This is a genomic window from Fibrobacter sp. UWB4 (genome assembly GCF_002210345.1).
In the GTDB taxonomy this organism is placed as follows: domain Bacteria; phylum Fibrobacterota; class Fibrobacteria; order Fibrobacterales; family Fibrobacteraceae; genus Fibrobacter.
Window position 1 is genome coordinate 162,945 of sequence record NZ_MWQI01000005.1, and the last position, 15,367, is coordinate 178,311.

11 protein-coding genes are annotated in these 15,367 nt (G+C 49.8%); all 11 read left to right on the top strand.

The genetic code is table 11. The annotated features are described in order from the left end of the window. Positions 1-7: 7 nt before the first annotated feature. Entirely contained in the window at positions 8-1,411 is a 1,404-nt protein-coding gene (locus B7990_RS09715) for a UDP-N-acetylmuramoyl-L-alanyl-D-glutamate--2,6-diaminopimelate ligase (RefSeq protein WP_254917451.1), read from the top strand. Further along, on the top strand, positions 1,398-2,783 hold the full coding sequence (gene murF / locus B7990_RS09720; protein WP_088640773.1) for a UDP-N-acetylmuramoyl-tripeptide--D-alanyl-D-alanine ligase: 1,386 nt from the start codon (positions 1,398-1,400) through the stop codon (positions 2,781-2,783). Before B7990_RS09715 ends, murF begins: the two co-directional genes overlap by 14 nt. Positions 2,784-2,803: 20 nt before the next feature. Beyond that, a complete protein-coding gene (locus tag B7990_RS09725; RefSeq protein ID WP_088640774.1) occupies positions 2,804-3,976 on the top strand; it encodes a putative peptidoglycan glycosyltransferase FtsW in 1,173 nt (390 codons plus the stop codon). Continuing rightward, positions 3,973-5,043 carry an undecaprenyldiphospho-muramoylpentapeptide beta-N-acetylglucosaminyltransferase gene (gene murG, locus B7990_RS09730; RefSeq protein WP_088640775.1) on the top strand — a complete coding sequence of 357 codons (1,071 nt, stop codon included), beginning with the start codon at positions 3,973-3,975 and terminating at the stop codon, positions 5,041-5,043. The genes B7990_RS09725 and murG overlap by 4 nt, the downstream gene beginning before the upstream one ends. Further along, positions 5,043-6,425 (top strand): UDP-N-acetylmuramate--L-alanine ligase, encoded by a 1,383-nt coding sequence (murC, locus tag B7990_RS09735; protein WP_088640776.1) that lies wholly within the window; start codon positions 5,043-5,045, stop codon positions 6,423-6,425. The genes murG and murC overlap by 1 nt, the downstream gene beginning before the upstream one ends. A 17-nt stretch (positions 6,426-6,442) precedes the next feature. Beyond that, positions 6,443-7,264 (top strand): cell division protein FtsQ/DivIB, encoded by an 822-nt coding sequence (locus tag B7990_RS09740; RefSeq protein ID WP_088640777.1) that lies wholly within the window; start codon positions 6,443-6,445, stop codon positions 7,262-7,264. Next, positions 7,257-8,498, top strand: coding sequence for a cell division protein FtsA (ftsA, locus tag B7990_RS09745; protein ID WP_088640778.1), 1,242 nt, complete (start codon positions 7,257-7,259; stop codon positions 8,496-8,498). The genes B7990_RS09740 and ftsA overlap by 8 nt, the downstream gene beginning before the upstream one ends. 32 nt (positions 8,499-8,530) lie before the next feature. Then, complete coding sequence (gene ftsZ / locus B7990_RS09750) at positions 8,531-10,174, top strand: cell division protein FtsZ (RefSeq protein ID WP_088640779.1); 1,644 nt, start codon at positions 8,531-8,533, stop codon at positions 10,172-10,174. Between the two features lie 582 nt (positions 10,175-10,756). Beyond that, a complete protein-coding gene (locus B7990_RS09755) occupies positions 10,757-12,268 on the top strand; it encodes a hypothetical protein (RefSeq protein ID WP_254917453.1) in 1,512 nt (503 codons plus the stop codon). Between the two features lie 115 nt (positions 12,269-12,383). Beyond that, positions 12,384-14,006 carry an FISUMP domain-containing protein gene (locus B7990_RS09760; protein ID WP_088640780.1) on the top strand — a complete coding sequence of 541 codons (1,623 nt, stop codon included), beginning with the start codon at positions 12,384-12,386 and terminating at the stop codon, positions 14,004-14,006. A gap of 96 nt (positions 14,007-14,102) precedes the next feature. Further along, positions 14,103-15,287 (top strand): formate-dependent phosphoribosylglycinamide formyltransferase, encoded by a 1,185-nt coding sequence (gene purT, locus B7990_RS09765; RefSeq protein ID WP_088640781.1) that lies wholly within the window; start codon positions 14,103-14,105, stop codon positions 15,285-15,287. The last annotated feature ends 80 nt before the right edge of the window (positions 15,288-15,367 follow it).

Consider the following 15,367-nt stretch of genomic DNA (forward strand, 5'->3'; position numbering starts at 1 on the left):
AGGACTTATGGAAAAGTTGTCCGTGACGGGGCTTTGTGATGATTCCCGCCGTGTGAAACCGGGAAATTTATTCTTCTCCATTCCGGCAGAAGGCTACGAGGCTTTTGCCCGCAGTGCGATTGCTGCCGGTGCCGTTGCTGTCGTGGGCGAGACGATGGCTCCCGAAGGACTTACGTCCAAGTGGATTCAGGTGCCAGACGTGAAGGCTGCCCGCCTCGAAGCCGCAAGAATTTTTTACAAGGATCCGTTCAGCAAGCTCACTTGCCATGCCATTACGGGTACGAACGGCAAGACGACTAGCGCGTTCCTCATGAATGCGATGCTCGAAGCGGAAGGCCGCAAGACGGCATTGCTCGGTACCATCAAGAACAAGATTGGCGACAAGTCTGTGCCGGCATCGCTTACGACTCCGGGTCTTTTGGACCTTTATGAATTTGCATCCCGTGCTGTGGCTGAAGGCTGTACCGACCTCGTGATGGAAGCGTCTTCGCATTCGCTCCACCAGGGGCGTGTTGCTGGAATCAAGTTTAGAAGCGGTCTCTTTAGCAACTTGACGCAGGATCACCTTGATTACCACAAGACGATGGATGCCTACTTCGAAGCGAAAAAGTTGCTCTTTACGAAGTACCTTGCAGAAAATGGCGTGGCTGTCATCAACATTGACGATGCTCACGGCGAACAGCTCTTTAATTCTCTCGACTGCCGCAAGGTGGCTGTTTCGAGACTCGGCAAGGCTAAGGCTGACGTGAAGCCGTTTGGCGAAATCAAGAGCACCGAAGACGGCCTTGAATTCACGCTCCCGATGATTGCAACGGAAAAGTTTGAAACTCCGCTCTGCGGCGACTTTAACGTGGACAACTTGCTCCTCGTGCTTGCATGGGCACACGCCCTTTGCGTACCGGAAGATGCGATGCGCAAGGCGATTGCGACCGTGCGCGTTCCGGGTCGCTTTGAAAAGGTCTGGAGCAAGGACGGCAAGCATGTGATTGTGGACTACGCCCACACGCCGGATGCTCTTGAACGTGTGCTGAATGTGGCCCGTAGCCTCTGCCGCGGCAAACTTTCGACCGTGTTTGGCTGCGGTGGCGACCGCGACAAGACGAAGCGTCCGATCATGGGTGGCATTGCCGAACGCATTGCGGACAAGGCTTGGCTCACGTCGGACAATCCGCGTACCGAAAAGCCTGCAGACATCATCGCTGACGTTCGCGCCGGCATGACGACGGACAAGTTTGAAGTGGTCGAAAACCGCGAAGAAGCCATCATTCGCGCCTGTGCGGAACTCAAGAGCGGCGACTGGCTTGTGATTGCGGGCAAGGGCCATGAGGATTACCAGATTATTGGTAAGACCAAACATCATTTTGACGATCGCGAAATTGCGGTGAAGGCGATGACTGATGCTGAAGCTTGATTTGACAATTGGAGAAATGCTCAAGATTCTGGAAACCGAGGCTGTCGGTGTTCCGGCCCGCACCTTGAAGCGCAAGGTGAATCTTTGCATGGATTCTCGTGAAAGTGCTAAGGGCGTTGTCTTTTGGCCGATTAAGGGTGCTCGCTTTGACGCCCACCAGTTTGTATCTCAAATGGAAAAGGATGGAGCTTTGATGAGCGTTGTAAACCAGACTGCTATCGATCCGAATTTCAAGATGTACGCTCCAGTCGATGATACGACGAAAGCCCTCTTGAAGCTTGCCAAGGGCTATCAAAGACTTTTCAAGTTGAAGAAGGTCGCCATTACCGGAAGTAATGGCAAGACCACTACAAAGGAAATGACGAAGGCTGTGCTTTCGATGAAGTTCAATACCCATGCGACAAAGGGGAACTTCAATAACCATATCGGTGTCCCGATGACGCTTTTCCAGCTGAAGCATAGCCATGAAGCTGCCGTTGTCGAAATGGGCACAAGCGGTCCGGATGAAATTCGTCCACTTTCCCTGGCTACGGAACCGGATATTGCCGTGATTACGAACATTGGCGCAAGCCACCTCGAACGCCTTGGCGATCTGGACGGCGTTTTCAACGAAAAGATCAACATTGTCGCAGGTCTCAAGAAGGGCGGCACGTTGATTGTGAACGCCGATGACGAGCGCCTCTGCAAGGTGAAGGCGACCAAGAATTACAAGGTCGTGACGTTCGGTGTTCGCCGTGGTATCCTCAAGCCTGAAAAGCTCAAGTGGACTGAAAACCTCTGCGCTGATTTCTACATCGGCCGTACGCATTTTGTGTTGAATGTCCCGGGTGACCATAACCTTTATGACGCTCTTGCTGCAATTGCCGTGGGTGAGGCTCTCCGCATCCCGAAGAGTGATATTGCAAAGGCTTTGGCTGGCTTTACCTCCACAAGCATGCGCATGGAAATCAAGGCCGCAAACGGCTTCAAGGTGATTTCGGACTGCTACAATGCAAACCCGTCTTCGACGAAGATGGCGCTCCAGACGCTTGGCAACATGCGTGTTGAAGGCAAGCGCATTGCAGTGCTTGGCGACATGCTTGAACTTGGCAAGGAAAGTGGCAATTTGCACAAGCAGATAGGAACTTTGGTTCCTGAAATGAATTTTGACGTGCTCCTTGCCGTTGGTAAGGAAGCTAAGAAATATGTTGAAGGGGCGAAGTCTCGCGGTATGAAAAATGTCCAGTACTTCGAAACTGTCCCGGAAGTCATCAGCCATTTGAGCGAAACGGTTGCGGAAGGCGATATCCTCTTGGTGAAGGGGAGCCGCGGCATGCACATGGAACAAGTGGTCGATGCGCTCCTCCACATGGTGCCCGTGTTCAAGATTTAAGATAAGGTTTACAGGTTAAGATGTCTAACGCACAGTCCACAGGAATGAACAAACTGTTGATGTTTGTCACACTAATGTTAGTGTGCTTTGGCTGTGTTGTTGTCTATTCGGCATCGGCACCTGTGGCTTTGTCGAAAAATTTGCCCGCAGAGCATTATCTCTTGGCTCATTTAAGCAAGGTCTTGGCATCTGTCGTCATTATTGGCGTGTTCTATAAGATTGACTATGCGTTATGGAAGGTGATGTCTCGTGTGATTTTTGGTGTCGGCGCCGTTCTTACGCTTGCAGCTATTGTTTCTGGGGGCGAGGTGAAAGGAGCTTCTCGCTGGATCTTTGGTATACAGCCCTCCGAGATTATGAAGTTTGGCTTTATCACTTGGGTTTGTGCGAAGCTGTCGGATGCAGGTGATGAAATCAAGTCGCTCAAGTGCTCGATTATCCAGCCTGCAGTACCTCTCGGAATTGCCGCGATTTTGCTTCTTTGCCAGCCGAATTACTCGATGCTGATCATGTTCTGCACCTTGTTGCTCGTTTTGCTCTTTATTGCGGGTGCAAACTATAAGTATGTAGGTTTGAGTGTCCTTGTGAGTGTTCCTTTGGGAATTATCGCAATGCTTCTAAAATCCCATACCCGTATGCGTATTCTTGCCTTTTTCTCTGATGAAGGCGCCATGAAAAATTCGCAGTACCAGGTGGATCATGCTCTCGAGGCTCTTGGAAATGGCGGAGTCTTTGGAAGAGGCGTTGGCATGGGTGAACAGAAACTCGGCTATTTGCCCGAAGCTTATAAGGATGTTGTCTACGCGTCGATTGGCGAAGAATTTGGCTTTATCGGTACATTTGCCGTTTTGATTGCTTTCGCGATTCTTTTCTCGCAGGGCTACAATATTGCAAGGTCTTCGACGACGCGTTTTGGCAGGTATATGGCTGTAGCGCTTACGACATCGCTTTTCATGAATTTTGTCATTCATGTGTGCGTGTGCGTGAGGCTTATTCCGGCAACAGGCCAGCCGCTTCCGTTCCTTAGCTTTGGCGGAACGAACTTGCTCTTGTCGGCTGCCTTTATTGGAATTTTGTTGAATATTTCTCGCCCGACAAGTGGCAAGAGCATCCGTGAACCCTATATGAGTAGTACGCTTTCTTTTGATACGGGTCGGTTTATGAATTTTAGGACAAGAAGGAGTTCTATATGAAAAAGTTCCTCTTTGTTTGCGGTGGCACTGGTGGCCATATTTTCCCGGCAGTGGCTATTGCCGAAAGCTTGAAGAAGATGGGTGTTACTCAGATTACGTTTGCTGGCCGTAAGGATTCCATGGAAGAACGCCTTGTGGCAAAGAACTGGCCGTATGAATACATTTCGGCCGTTCCGCTGCATCGTGGACCGTTCCTCAAGAATTTGGCTTTGCCGTTCAACTTGACCAAGTCCTTGATTCGTGCAAAGAGCGTCGTAAAGAAAGTGGCGCCGGATGTCGTGATTGCAACTGGCGGTTATGTCTCGCTCCCGATTGTCCTTGCCGCTGGTTCTATGGGAATTCCTGTTTATTTGCAGGAACAGAATGCTGTTGCCGGTATTGCAAATAAGGTTGGTGCCCGTTATGCAAAGACTGTCTTTGTCACTTCCGAAGAAGCGATGAAGGGCTTCCCGATTGAAAAGACGCGTATTCTCGGCAATCCGATTCGTGATTTGCCTTCTGCGGATTCCTTGACTCGTCCGGTGGAATTCCGTGAAGGACGCAAGGCTGTGTTTATCGTTGGTGGTTCCCAGGGTGCCGTGGGCATCAACAACAAGATTGAAGAAAGCATTGGCCGCATTGCCGCCCACGAAGATATTAGCGTGGTCTGGCAGGTGGGTGTAAAGAATGTCGATAGCATCAACGAACGCCTTGGCATTTTGCCGAACGTCGCTGTGCGTGGCTTCTTGGACAACATTTATGCTTACATGAAGCATGCCGACTTGATTATCAGCCGTGCAGGGGCGTCGGGACTTGCAGAAATTCTTGCGTTTGGCAAGCCTTCTATTCTGCTCCCGTACCCGCATGCTACCGCAAACCATCAGGAACACAATGCCCGCGTGGTCGAGAAGGCTGGCGCTGCTCTCGTGGAACTTGATGATGAACCGAATGATCTTTGGAATAAAGTAGAAGCACTCCTTTATGATCCGGAGCGCTTGAAGCAGATGGGCGAAGCCGCTGCAACGCTTGGCATGCCTGATGCCGCTGACCAGATTGCGAAAATTATTCTGGATATGGAGAGATCGTAATGCAGATTAATGATTGTAAACGTGTTCGTCGCCTTCATTTTGTGGGTATCGGTGGTGCCGGTATGTCCGGTATTGCTGAGGTGCTTCACGAAAACGGTTTCGTGGTGACAGGTTCCGATATGGGCGAAGGCGCTGTCATTGACTATTTGAAGGGCCTTGGCATCCGTATTGACTCGAAACACGAAGCAAAGAATGTCGTAGATGCGGACTTGGTCGTTTATTCTTCTGCCATTCCGTTTGACAATCCGGAACTTGTCGAAGCCCGCAATCGCCGCATTCCGGTGATTCGCCGTGCCGAAATGCTCGGTGAACTGATGCGCCTCAAGTACACGCTCTCTATTGCCGGTACGCATGGCAAGACCACGACGACGTCTATCGTTGGCGCCATCTGGGAAGAAGCTGGTCTTGACCCGACGATTATCGTCGGTGGCATTGTGAAGGGCAAGTGCAGTGGCGCAAAAGTGGGCCACGGCGACTACCTCATTGCCGAAAGTGACGAATTTGACCGTAGTTTCCTTTCGATGATGCCCTCTTCGGCGATCATCACGAACATCGATGCCGACCATCTCGATACTTACGAGAACATTGATGCCATCAAGGATGCGTTCACTCAGTTTGCAAACAAGATCCCGTTCTACGGTCAGGTGATTGTATGCCTCGACGATCCGAACGTGCAGCAGATTTTGTCGCACTTGAAGAAGCCGGTGATTACGTATGGCTTTACTCGCCAGGCGAAGTACCGCATTGAAAATCTCAAGTTCGTGAAGGGCTATCCGCAGTTTGAAATCTTGAATGACGGCAAGAGCCTTGGCGAATTCAAGCTCCAGATTCCGGGCCGCCACAATGTGTTGAATGCGACTGCCGCTGTGGCTCTCGCTGTCGAAGAAGGCATTTCGATTGAAGTTGCTCGCAAGGCCGTGGCTGCATTCGAAGGCGTGAAGCGCCGCTTTGAATTTATCGGCGAAAAGAACGGTGTCATGGTTTTTGATGACTATGCGCACCATCCGACGGAAGCGACTGCTACACTCCTCGGATTCCGCGAAGCGTTCCCGGACAAGCGCATCATTGTCGCTTTCCAGCCGCACTTGTTTACGCGTACCCGCGACCAGCACGAAGCTTTTGGTAGCGCCTTTGCAAACTGCGATGTGCTCTTGGTGACCGATATCTATCCGTCTCGCGAAAAGCCGATTGAAGGCGTGACCGGTGCGATGGTTGCTAACAGTGCCGCTGACCGTGGTCATCGCGATGCCCGCTTTATCGGAGATTTGAACAACTTGATTCCGGTTTGCAAGGACTTGCTCAAGCCGAACGACGTGATCGTTCTGATGGGTGCCGGCAATATCTGGAAGCTTGGACAGACGATTTTGGAGAAAAGCATTTGACTTTAGAAGAAACAACAATGTTCGGTCGACGGATCGGATACAACGAACGCAAGCGTAAGCGTAAGCGCGCCCGTATGAGACGGATGCGTGTGGCTGGCGTCGTTCGTTGGTACAAGCGTAAGGGCTGGATCTTGACCTTGCTCCTTATTGTGGCTACCGTCGCGCTGTGGCAGAGTCGTTTCTATCTACACCAGATCAATCCGCTTGAACTCAGGCATTTGCAGTACATCGAAATCGAGGGCAATCGTATGCTCTCTTGGGAAGATGTGGTGCAGAGTGCGCAGGTTGAAACGGGCATGCTCATGTCGGAACTGGATGCCGACTCTGTCAAGAAGTCTCTCTTGCAGATCCCGCTCATCCATTCTGCCGAAGTGGAAAGCAAGTTTCCTTCGTCGCTTTACATCAAGTTGCAGGAAGCGTCGCCAATCGTGTCTGTCCTTGAAGGTGGCAAGGGAACAGTCTATTCTGAACGTGGACTTTCGCTCCCGATGTCGATGATGACGGCTTTGCATTTGCCGATTCTTGAAAATGAATCGGTAGGGAAGGTAAAGCTTGTGGCCCAGTTCCTGTTTGCCATGCGTAAGGAGGACAAGCCTCTTTATGACCGCGTGTCGCAAGTGGGATGGTCGGAGAAGGATAAGGCTTTTGAAGTGTTCTTTAAGGATGCCGGATTTCGCGTAATGTTTCCGGAATCGAACTGGGATAAGGACTTGTTTATGTTGTATGATGCTATCGGAAAGGGCTTTAGAAAAGATCTCCTTTGTGCTAGCGAGGTTGATATGAGATTTCATGGATTTGCGTATATAAAAAACTTTGATAAGAGGTGTATCAATGGATGACGATAAGCAAATAGTCAAAAAAGAGGACTACATTTTCGGGCTGGATATTGGCGCCTCGAAAGTGAATTTGTTCGTTGGCATCTCGGAAGGTGAATCCGTCCGAGTTGTGGAATGTGGTGACTTTCCGTTGGAATCGTCTGACGAATACGATTCCGTTGTGGAAACGCTGCAAAAGGCCGTCCATGTGCTTGAATCATCGGCGGGTGTCGATGTGCGCGATGTCTATGTGGGCATCGCAGGAAAACATGTGTCCTCGTTCAGCTACAAGGGCCTGGTGACGCTTCCGACAAACGAAGTGCGCGATGAAGACATTATCAATGTTCAGCGTCAGGCAAGTACGCTTCCGGACAAGGCTGGCGAAATCATCCATATCTTCCCGGGTGAATATACGCTGGACGACAGAACGGGTATCCGCAATCCGAAAGGCTATTCTGGCCGTCGCTTAGGAGTTGAAGTTCAGGTGGTTACCTCACGCCCGAATGCTCTCCAGGATATCGCCAAGTGCGTGAATCGTGCGGGCCTCAACGTGGCGGGCTTTGTCCTCGAACCGCTCGCTGCTGCGTCCGCTGTTCTGTCCGATGACGAACGTGAACTTGGAGTGGCGCTGATTGATATTGGTGCCGGCTCTGCAGACGTGGCCGTCTTTGTCAAGGATTCCGTGCGCTATACGGCATCGCTCGACATTGCTGGCAACATTATTACAAGCGATATTAGCAAGTGCCTCAAGGTTCCGGTTTCTCTCACGAAGGCCGAAGAACTCAAGAAGAAGTATGGCACCTGCTCGCTCAACAATTTGATTGAAGATGAAACTTTCCCGGTTCCAGGTGTGGGCGACCGTGGAGAAGTTCTTTGTTCCCGTAAGCTTTTGGCTCAAATTATTACTGCGCGTGTTGCAGAAATCTTCAAGCTTTTGGCGAAGGACTTGGAAAAGCACCACCTCGACACCGTCATTGATGGCGGTATCGTCCTTACGGGTGGCTGCTGCAACCTTGCTGGCATTGAAGAAATTGCAGCTAAAGTATTCAAGAAGCCTGTGCATATCGGCAAGCCGAGAGGCATGAGCGGCATTCAGGAAGCTTTCCAGAATCCGTCTTATGCAACCGGCATTGGCCTCTTGTACTACGCGAACAAGAAGCATCGCGAAAAGAAACAACGTGATACAGATACCCAGCTGCTTGTTACAGTAAAGAAGGGTATGCAGCGTATTCGCGACATCTTTAAGACTTACTTTTAACCGTTAAACCACTCAAATCAGGGAGATAAACTATGAGTGACTTTGAAAACATCAACTTCGAGGCTAAGTCTCGTATCACGGGCGATGACGCTCCATCCAGAAATGCTAAGGTCAAGGTGTTTGGCGTCGGCGGTGCCGGCGGCAATACTGTGAACCGTATGAAGCAGATGAATATTGAAGGTGTAGAATACTACGCTATCAATACTGATGCTATGGCTTTGGATCAGAGTCTCGCCGACCACAAGATCCTTATCGGTGAAAAGAGCACGAGAAATCTCGGTGCTGGCATGGATCCGGAAATGGGCCGCAAGGCTGTCGAAGAAAACATCGATGACTTGAAAAAGTCTATGATGGGCGCTGACCTCGTGTTCGTTACGGCGGGCATGGGTGGTGGTACCGGTACGGGTGCCGCTCCGATCGTTGCAACTGTTGCCCGTGAACTTGGCATCCTTACGGTTGCCGTTGTCACGAAGCCGTTCCGCTTCGAAGGCAATGTCCGTAATTCCTTGGCTCAGAATGGCGTTCGCGCTCTCCGCGAAGCTGCTGATACGATCATCGTTATCGAAAACAAGAAGCTCTTGAACCTCATCCAGAATACGAACAAGAACGCTACTGTTGATGAAGCTTTCAAGATGGCCGACGAAATCCTCGGTAATGCCGTGCAGAGCATCTGCAGCATCATGTTCCGTCATGGTCTTGTTCACGTTGACTTTGCCGATATCCGCAAGGTCATGCTCAAGGGCGGTTCTGCTCTCATGGGTACGGGTACTGCAGAAGGCGAAGGCCGCGGTGTTGCCGCTGCCGATGCAGCCCTCTCTTCTCCGCTTCTCGAAGACATCGATATCCAGGGCGCTTCTGGTGTGCTCATCAATGTTTCTCATGGCGAAAACTACTCCTTGCTCGAACACAACGAAGCAATGGAACACATTTACGACGCTGTGGGCGAAGAAGGCAACCCGAATATCATCGTCGGCGATATCACTCTTCCGGAACTTGGCGACAAGGTTTGCATCACCATCATCGCAACGGGTTGCGGTGGCACGAACAATGCTGCTGCTGTGAACTATGCAGGCATCGGTTCTGCTGCTTATCAGCAGGCTCAGACTTATCAGGCTGCAGCCGCTCCGGTACAGGCTGCAACTCCGCGTCCGACCACTAACTTTGTGGCTCTCGCAGGCCGTGCTACGGCTGCCATGCCGACCGCTCCGATGGCTGCTGCCCCGACGGTTGCCGCTCCGGCTGTCACTCAGCGCGTTGTTCCGGCTACAGCTCCTGCTGCTCCGTCTTACATGGCTCCGCAGAACACTTATGCTAGCGCAGCTCGCCAGGCCGCTCCGGTGAACACGGCTGCCGCCATGTTTGCTCCGGCTTCTTCTTTCGCTTCTCCGAGCTTTGACGTTAAGGCCGGTTATGCAGAAGAAGCTGTTGCTACAAAGACTGTTCGTGAAACAGAAGAAATGCCGGGTGTTGCAGAAGCAGATCCGCTTTCCAATGGCAACTATGCAAGTTCCTTCAAGCAGGAATCTCGTCCGGCTCAGACGGAACAGGTGAGTGCTGTAGATTATGACACTCCGGCTTTCATGCGCAACCAGAAGGCTCCTGAAGACGCTCTTAAGGAAAGCAATGTCGATTATGACTTGCCGGCCTTTATGCGTATGAATTCTGACTTGTTCTAATCGTGAATAACGATTAGCCTTACAGTGCAATAACGAAATTCGACCTGGTGCGTTCGAAGTTTTCGAGTGCGCCTTCGAGAAAGAACACACACACACGGGTGCGTGAGTGCGCACCCACCACAACACAAGGGATCACCCGGGTCTCCCTGCCTGGGTGGTCCTTATCGTGTCCGCTTCGCTTTGGTTTAATAGAAAAACTCCGTCGGCGCTTTGCTCTCGCCAACACGGCACGCTTACGCCGTGCCGCTTATGGCTTACGGTGAGTCCGCTCGGCTCTTGTGCAATACAAGACTCCGTCTTCGCCTCACTCTCGCCAACACGGCACGCTTACGCCGTGCCGCTTATGGCTCATGGTGTGTCCGCTCGGCTCTTGTGCAAAGGACAAGTTCCTTCTTCGCCTCGCTCTCGCCTTCGATGACTCGTCAATACGAGTCACCTCCGGCTCACGGCGTGTCCGCTTCGCTTCATGCTTGATTTGTCATGCCCGCCTTGAGCGGGCATCTCCATGTTCAAAAGACTTTTTAATACATTTATATTATGTTATCTCGTGCGTTATTGTTTGCTTGTTTGATGGCGGTGGCTGTGTTTGCCTCGGCTGAAGATCCTTCTGAAAAGCCTGCGGAAAAGGTTGGCTATTTCCAGATCGGGACGGATTTCAATTTCGGTTTCAACGGCGGCCCTACGGATCCGATGTTTGCTGTGGATACTGCCGAAAAATATGGTGTCAACTGGCGTGGACTCCGGATTCCGCTGGAGACGGCTCGCAATTACGAGGAACACATCAGTCCGTTTTTTACGCTCAGTTTTCGTGCCGGCTACAAGAATTTTGACTTTTTGCTAGAGGCTCCTTTGCGAAAGGATCTGGAAGCCTGGTTCAATAGTGAACTCAAGACGAATTTTACTTACAAGCCGAGCGAACTTGATATCAATGTCCCGACAAATGCTTATGCTAAATGGGAAAATTCTGTAGGCTTTGTTCAGTTTGGTAGGTTCAATCCCGAAGATTTGAAAATTTCTAAAAATGATGTTTTTCTTGGTGGCTTGCCGTATCACGATGGAATCCATTGGAATTTGAATATTGGCATTTTCCGTTATGACTTTTTGCTGAGTTCATTGAATGCGTGGCTTTTTGACGATGTGATAAATCACGAAACGGGCTGCCCGCCGGAAGGTAGCGAAGCGTATGCCCAAAAATGTACATCTCCGGGTCGTCAGGTGAGCAACCAGCGCAATCGCACTTATACAGAAAATGTGAAGAACATGGTTTTCCACAGATTTGGCGTGGATACGAAAAAGTTCTGGATTTATATTGTTGAACAAAGTGTGATTGGCGGCAAGTCCTTGGAATTCCGCTCTATCAATCCGTTTATGTTCTGGCACGATAATTACGCAACGGGTTATACGTCTGCGGCAACGTCTGTAGAATTTGGTTACAAGACTTCTAATGGCGCAAAGTTCTATAGCCAAATCAATATGGAAGATATTGCGAGCCCGGTCGGTGAAGACAAAAAGATGGGCACGAACCGCTCTATCATCAATTACATGGTGGGTTACTATCATGAACTCGAAACCCGCAATTACGGAAAGTTCTCCTGGCGCTTGGATGTTGTTAAAACTGACCCTGCATCAAACAACAGCAAACTTCCGCTTTTGAAATACACTGGGCGCCGCAATTACCGCAGTAATTATCGCGAACAGGGCGATAGCGATTATGCTGATGCATACTTTGTTGATTATCCTATTGGCTACCGTCGTGGTTCTGATGCGCTTGATTTGTGGTTTGACATGAACTGGAATTGGAATCATCATTCTGCGACGATGACGCTTGCTTGGCTGCGTCAAGGCGATAAGGAACTTTATACGGACTATGACAAAGCTTTAAAATCAGAAGAAACTCTTTCAGGAGTTGTCGAAAAGCAGTTCCTCGTTGATGTGCTTTATGAAAGAGAAGTGCGTGAATGGTTTAAGTTTTATGCCGGCGGTGGTTTCCGCGTGTATCGCAATCTCTCGCATGATAAAAAGGAAGATGGTTCGGATGCCTGGATCCGTTCGGGCGTGAAGTTCTATTTCAATCCTGTGGATATGAAGTTCTGATTTTTCCTTCCTGTTTGTTGAAGGCTTGCTGGAATCTTTTTTACTACATTTGTACTGTAAGTTTTTTGTAATCAGAATGAATGCGCTGTGTGCGTGTTCTTTTAGGAGAAAATAAATGAAAAAATATCTTTTGCCATTGTTTGGTATGGCTCTATATTTTACAGCTTGCGAGGATGAACTTGCGCCTGTTTCAGGGAGTGCTGCTGAAACAGTAACTTCGTTCAGTGATTTGAGCGAATGCAACAAAAAAATTATTGGCAAGTTCGTCTACGTGTCCGATTCCGTAAAGGTTTATGCCTGCACGGATGATGGCTGGGCTGCAGTTACCGGCGCTGCTGTCAGTGGCAAGAATGGTAGCAATGGAACCAATGGTAAGAACGGAAAAGACGGTAATGATGGCAAAGATGGTAAAGACGGAAAGTCTTGCACCATGACTCCTTTTAAGGACGGTTCGGGCTTTGATGTTATCTGTGATGGCAAGTCGATCGGAAGTGTGAAAAATGGTGCGGATGGCGTCAAAGGTAAAGACGGTACTAATGGCTCGAACGGTAAGGATGGAACTTCTTGCTCTGTCGCTAAGGCCGCAGATAGCGATGACGTTGTTGTGACTTGCGGAGACAAGTCTGTGATGATTCACAATGGCGTCGATGGTAAACCGGGTGCTCCTGGTACAAAAGGCACAGACGGTACGAACGGCACTGATGGCACGAATGGTAGTGATGGCGCCAGCTGCAAGATCGTGAGCGACATGGATGGTGTTGTTCAAATCCAGTGCGGCGAAGGCAAAGATGCGACAACGACAAAGCTTTACAAGGCCATATGCGGAACAAAGCCTTATGACCCTGAAAAAAGTTTCTGCACGGCAGAGGGGGAAGCGTATCCACTTTGCAATGGCAAAAAATATGACCCAGCGACGTATGAATGCGTTAATGGCGAACCTGTAGAAGTTTTGAAATCTTGTGGTGACGAATTATATAACGCACATGCAAAATTCTGTTTTAACAATAAAACGTATCCTCTGTGTAATGGGGAAGAATATGATGTGGAATTAGAGACTTGCGAAAATGGCAAAAAAGTTGTGGTCTATGAAAAATGCGGTGATGAAAAATTTAAAATAGCAGATGCAGATCACTTGTTCTGTGCTGAATTTGAAAATAAAACCACTGAAGAAAAAACTTATCAGGTTTACAAGTACACGACGATTGAAGTTAAGGATAAAGATTACTCCGAAACTTGGATGGCCGAAAACGTGAATTACAAAACAGATGATAGCTATTGCTATAATGGTGCTGATAAAAATTGCAAAACATATGGGCGACTCTATGCTTGGGATGACGCCCAGAATGTTTGCCCCAATGGTTGGCGCATGCCTAGCTTGGATGAATGGCATATCCTTTTTGATGTTGTTGGTGGTACTTCTGCTGACAATATTTCTGGTAAAGTTCTCAAGTCTGTAGAAGGCTGGAAATATGACAGTCCTGCAACGACGGGTTCTGATAAATATGGCTTTACGGCGCTCCCTGGTGGATTGCAGGTGTATGATGGTGGTATGTTTATGTTTGATGGAATAGATACCGATGCTGTTTTTTGGACTTCTAGTGGTTCAGGATCTGATGGTACTGGACCGAATGCGGTTTATGTGAGAATCTCATATGATAAGGTAACAGCAAATATTAGTTCCTTCTTAAAGGAATCTAGAGTTTCTGTCCGTTGCATAAAAAACGTTGAAAAAAACTAACCGCAAAATCTTATTGTCATGCCCGCCTCTGCACGGGCATTTCTTTTTAATGGTTGCCTAATAATTTTATATTTGTAGTCACAACAAGGAGTTTTTATGGCAGAAATCGGTACACCTCTTAGTTCTACCGCAACAAAGGTTCTCTTTTGCGGTTCTGGTGAATTGGGCAAGGAAGTCATCATCGAAATGATGCGTCTTGGCGTCGAAGTGATTGCAGTGGACCGTTATGCCAACGCTCCGGGCATGCAGGTGGCTCATCGCAGCTACGTGATCAACATGCTCGATGGCAAGGAACTCCGTGCCGTCATTGAAAAGGAAAAACCGGACTACATCGTGCCGGAAGTCGAAGCGATTGCAACGGACACGCTCGTGGAACTCGAAAAGGAAGGCTACAACGTCATCCCGACCGCCAAGGCCACGAAGCTCACGATGAACCGCGAAGGCATCCGCCGCCTGGCTGCCGAAGAACTCGGACTCAAGACGAGTCCGTACCGCTTTGCGGACAACTACGAAGATTTCAAGGCTGCGGTCAAGGAAATCGGCATCCCGTGCGTGGTGAAGCCGGTGATGAGTTCTTCTGGTCATGGTCAGAGTGTCATCAAGACCGAAGCCGACGTTGAAAACTCCTGGAACATTTCTCAGACGGGTGGCCGCACTGGTGCTGCCAGCCGCGTGATTGTCGAAGGCTTTGTGCCGTTCGATTACGAAATTACTTTGCTCACGGTTCGCCATGTGGCAGGCACGAGCTTCCTGGAACCGATTGGCCACCATCAGGTGGGCGGCGACTATCAGGAATCTTGGCAGCCGCAGCCGATGAAGCCGGAACTCTTGGAACAGGCAAAGGTGATTGCAAAGAAGGTCACGGACGCTCTTGGCGGTCGCGGCATCTTTGGTGTGGAACTTTTCGTTTGCAAGGATGAAGTCTTGTTCAGCGAAGTTTCTCCGCGTCCGCACGATACGGGCATGGTGACGCTCATTTCTCAGGACCTTTCCGAATTTGCATTGCATGCACGCGCCATTCTCGGCCTCCCGATTCCGAACATTGCATTCCACGGCCCGAGCGCATCGAAGGCTATCGTCGTCGATGGCAATTCTGACCACGTGAAGTTCAGTGGTTTGGAAGAAGTTCTTGCAGAACCGGATACGGGCCTTCGCTTGTTCGGAAAGCCGGAACTCAAGGGTCACCGCCGTATGGGCGTTCTCCTCGCTCGTCGCGATACAGTCGAAGAAGCCAAGGCGACGGTTATGGCTATGCGCGAAAAAGTGAAAGTGACATTATAGTGGTTAGTAAACAGTGGTTAAGTAAACAGGAATGTAGTCGTCCTCCCAAGGTTGGGGGTTGGCTGCATTCCGCTTCCCAA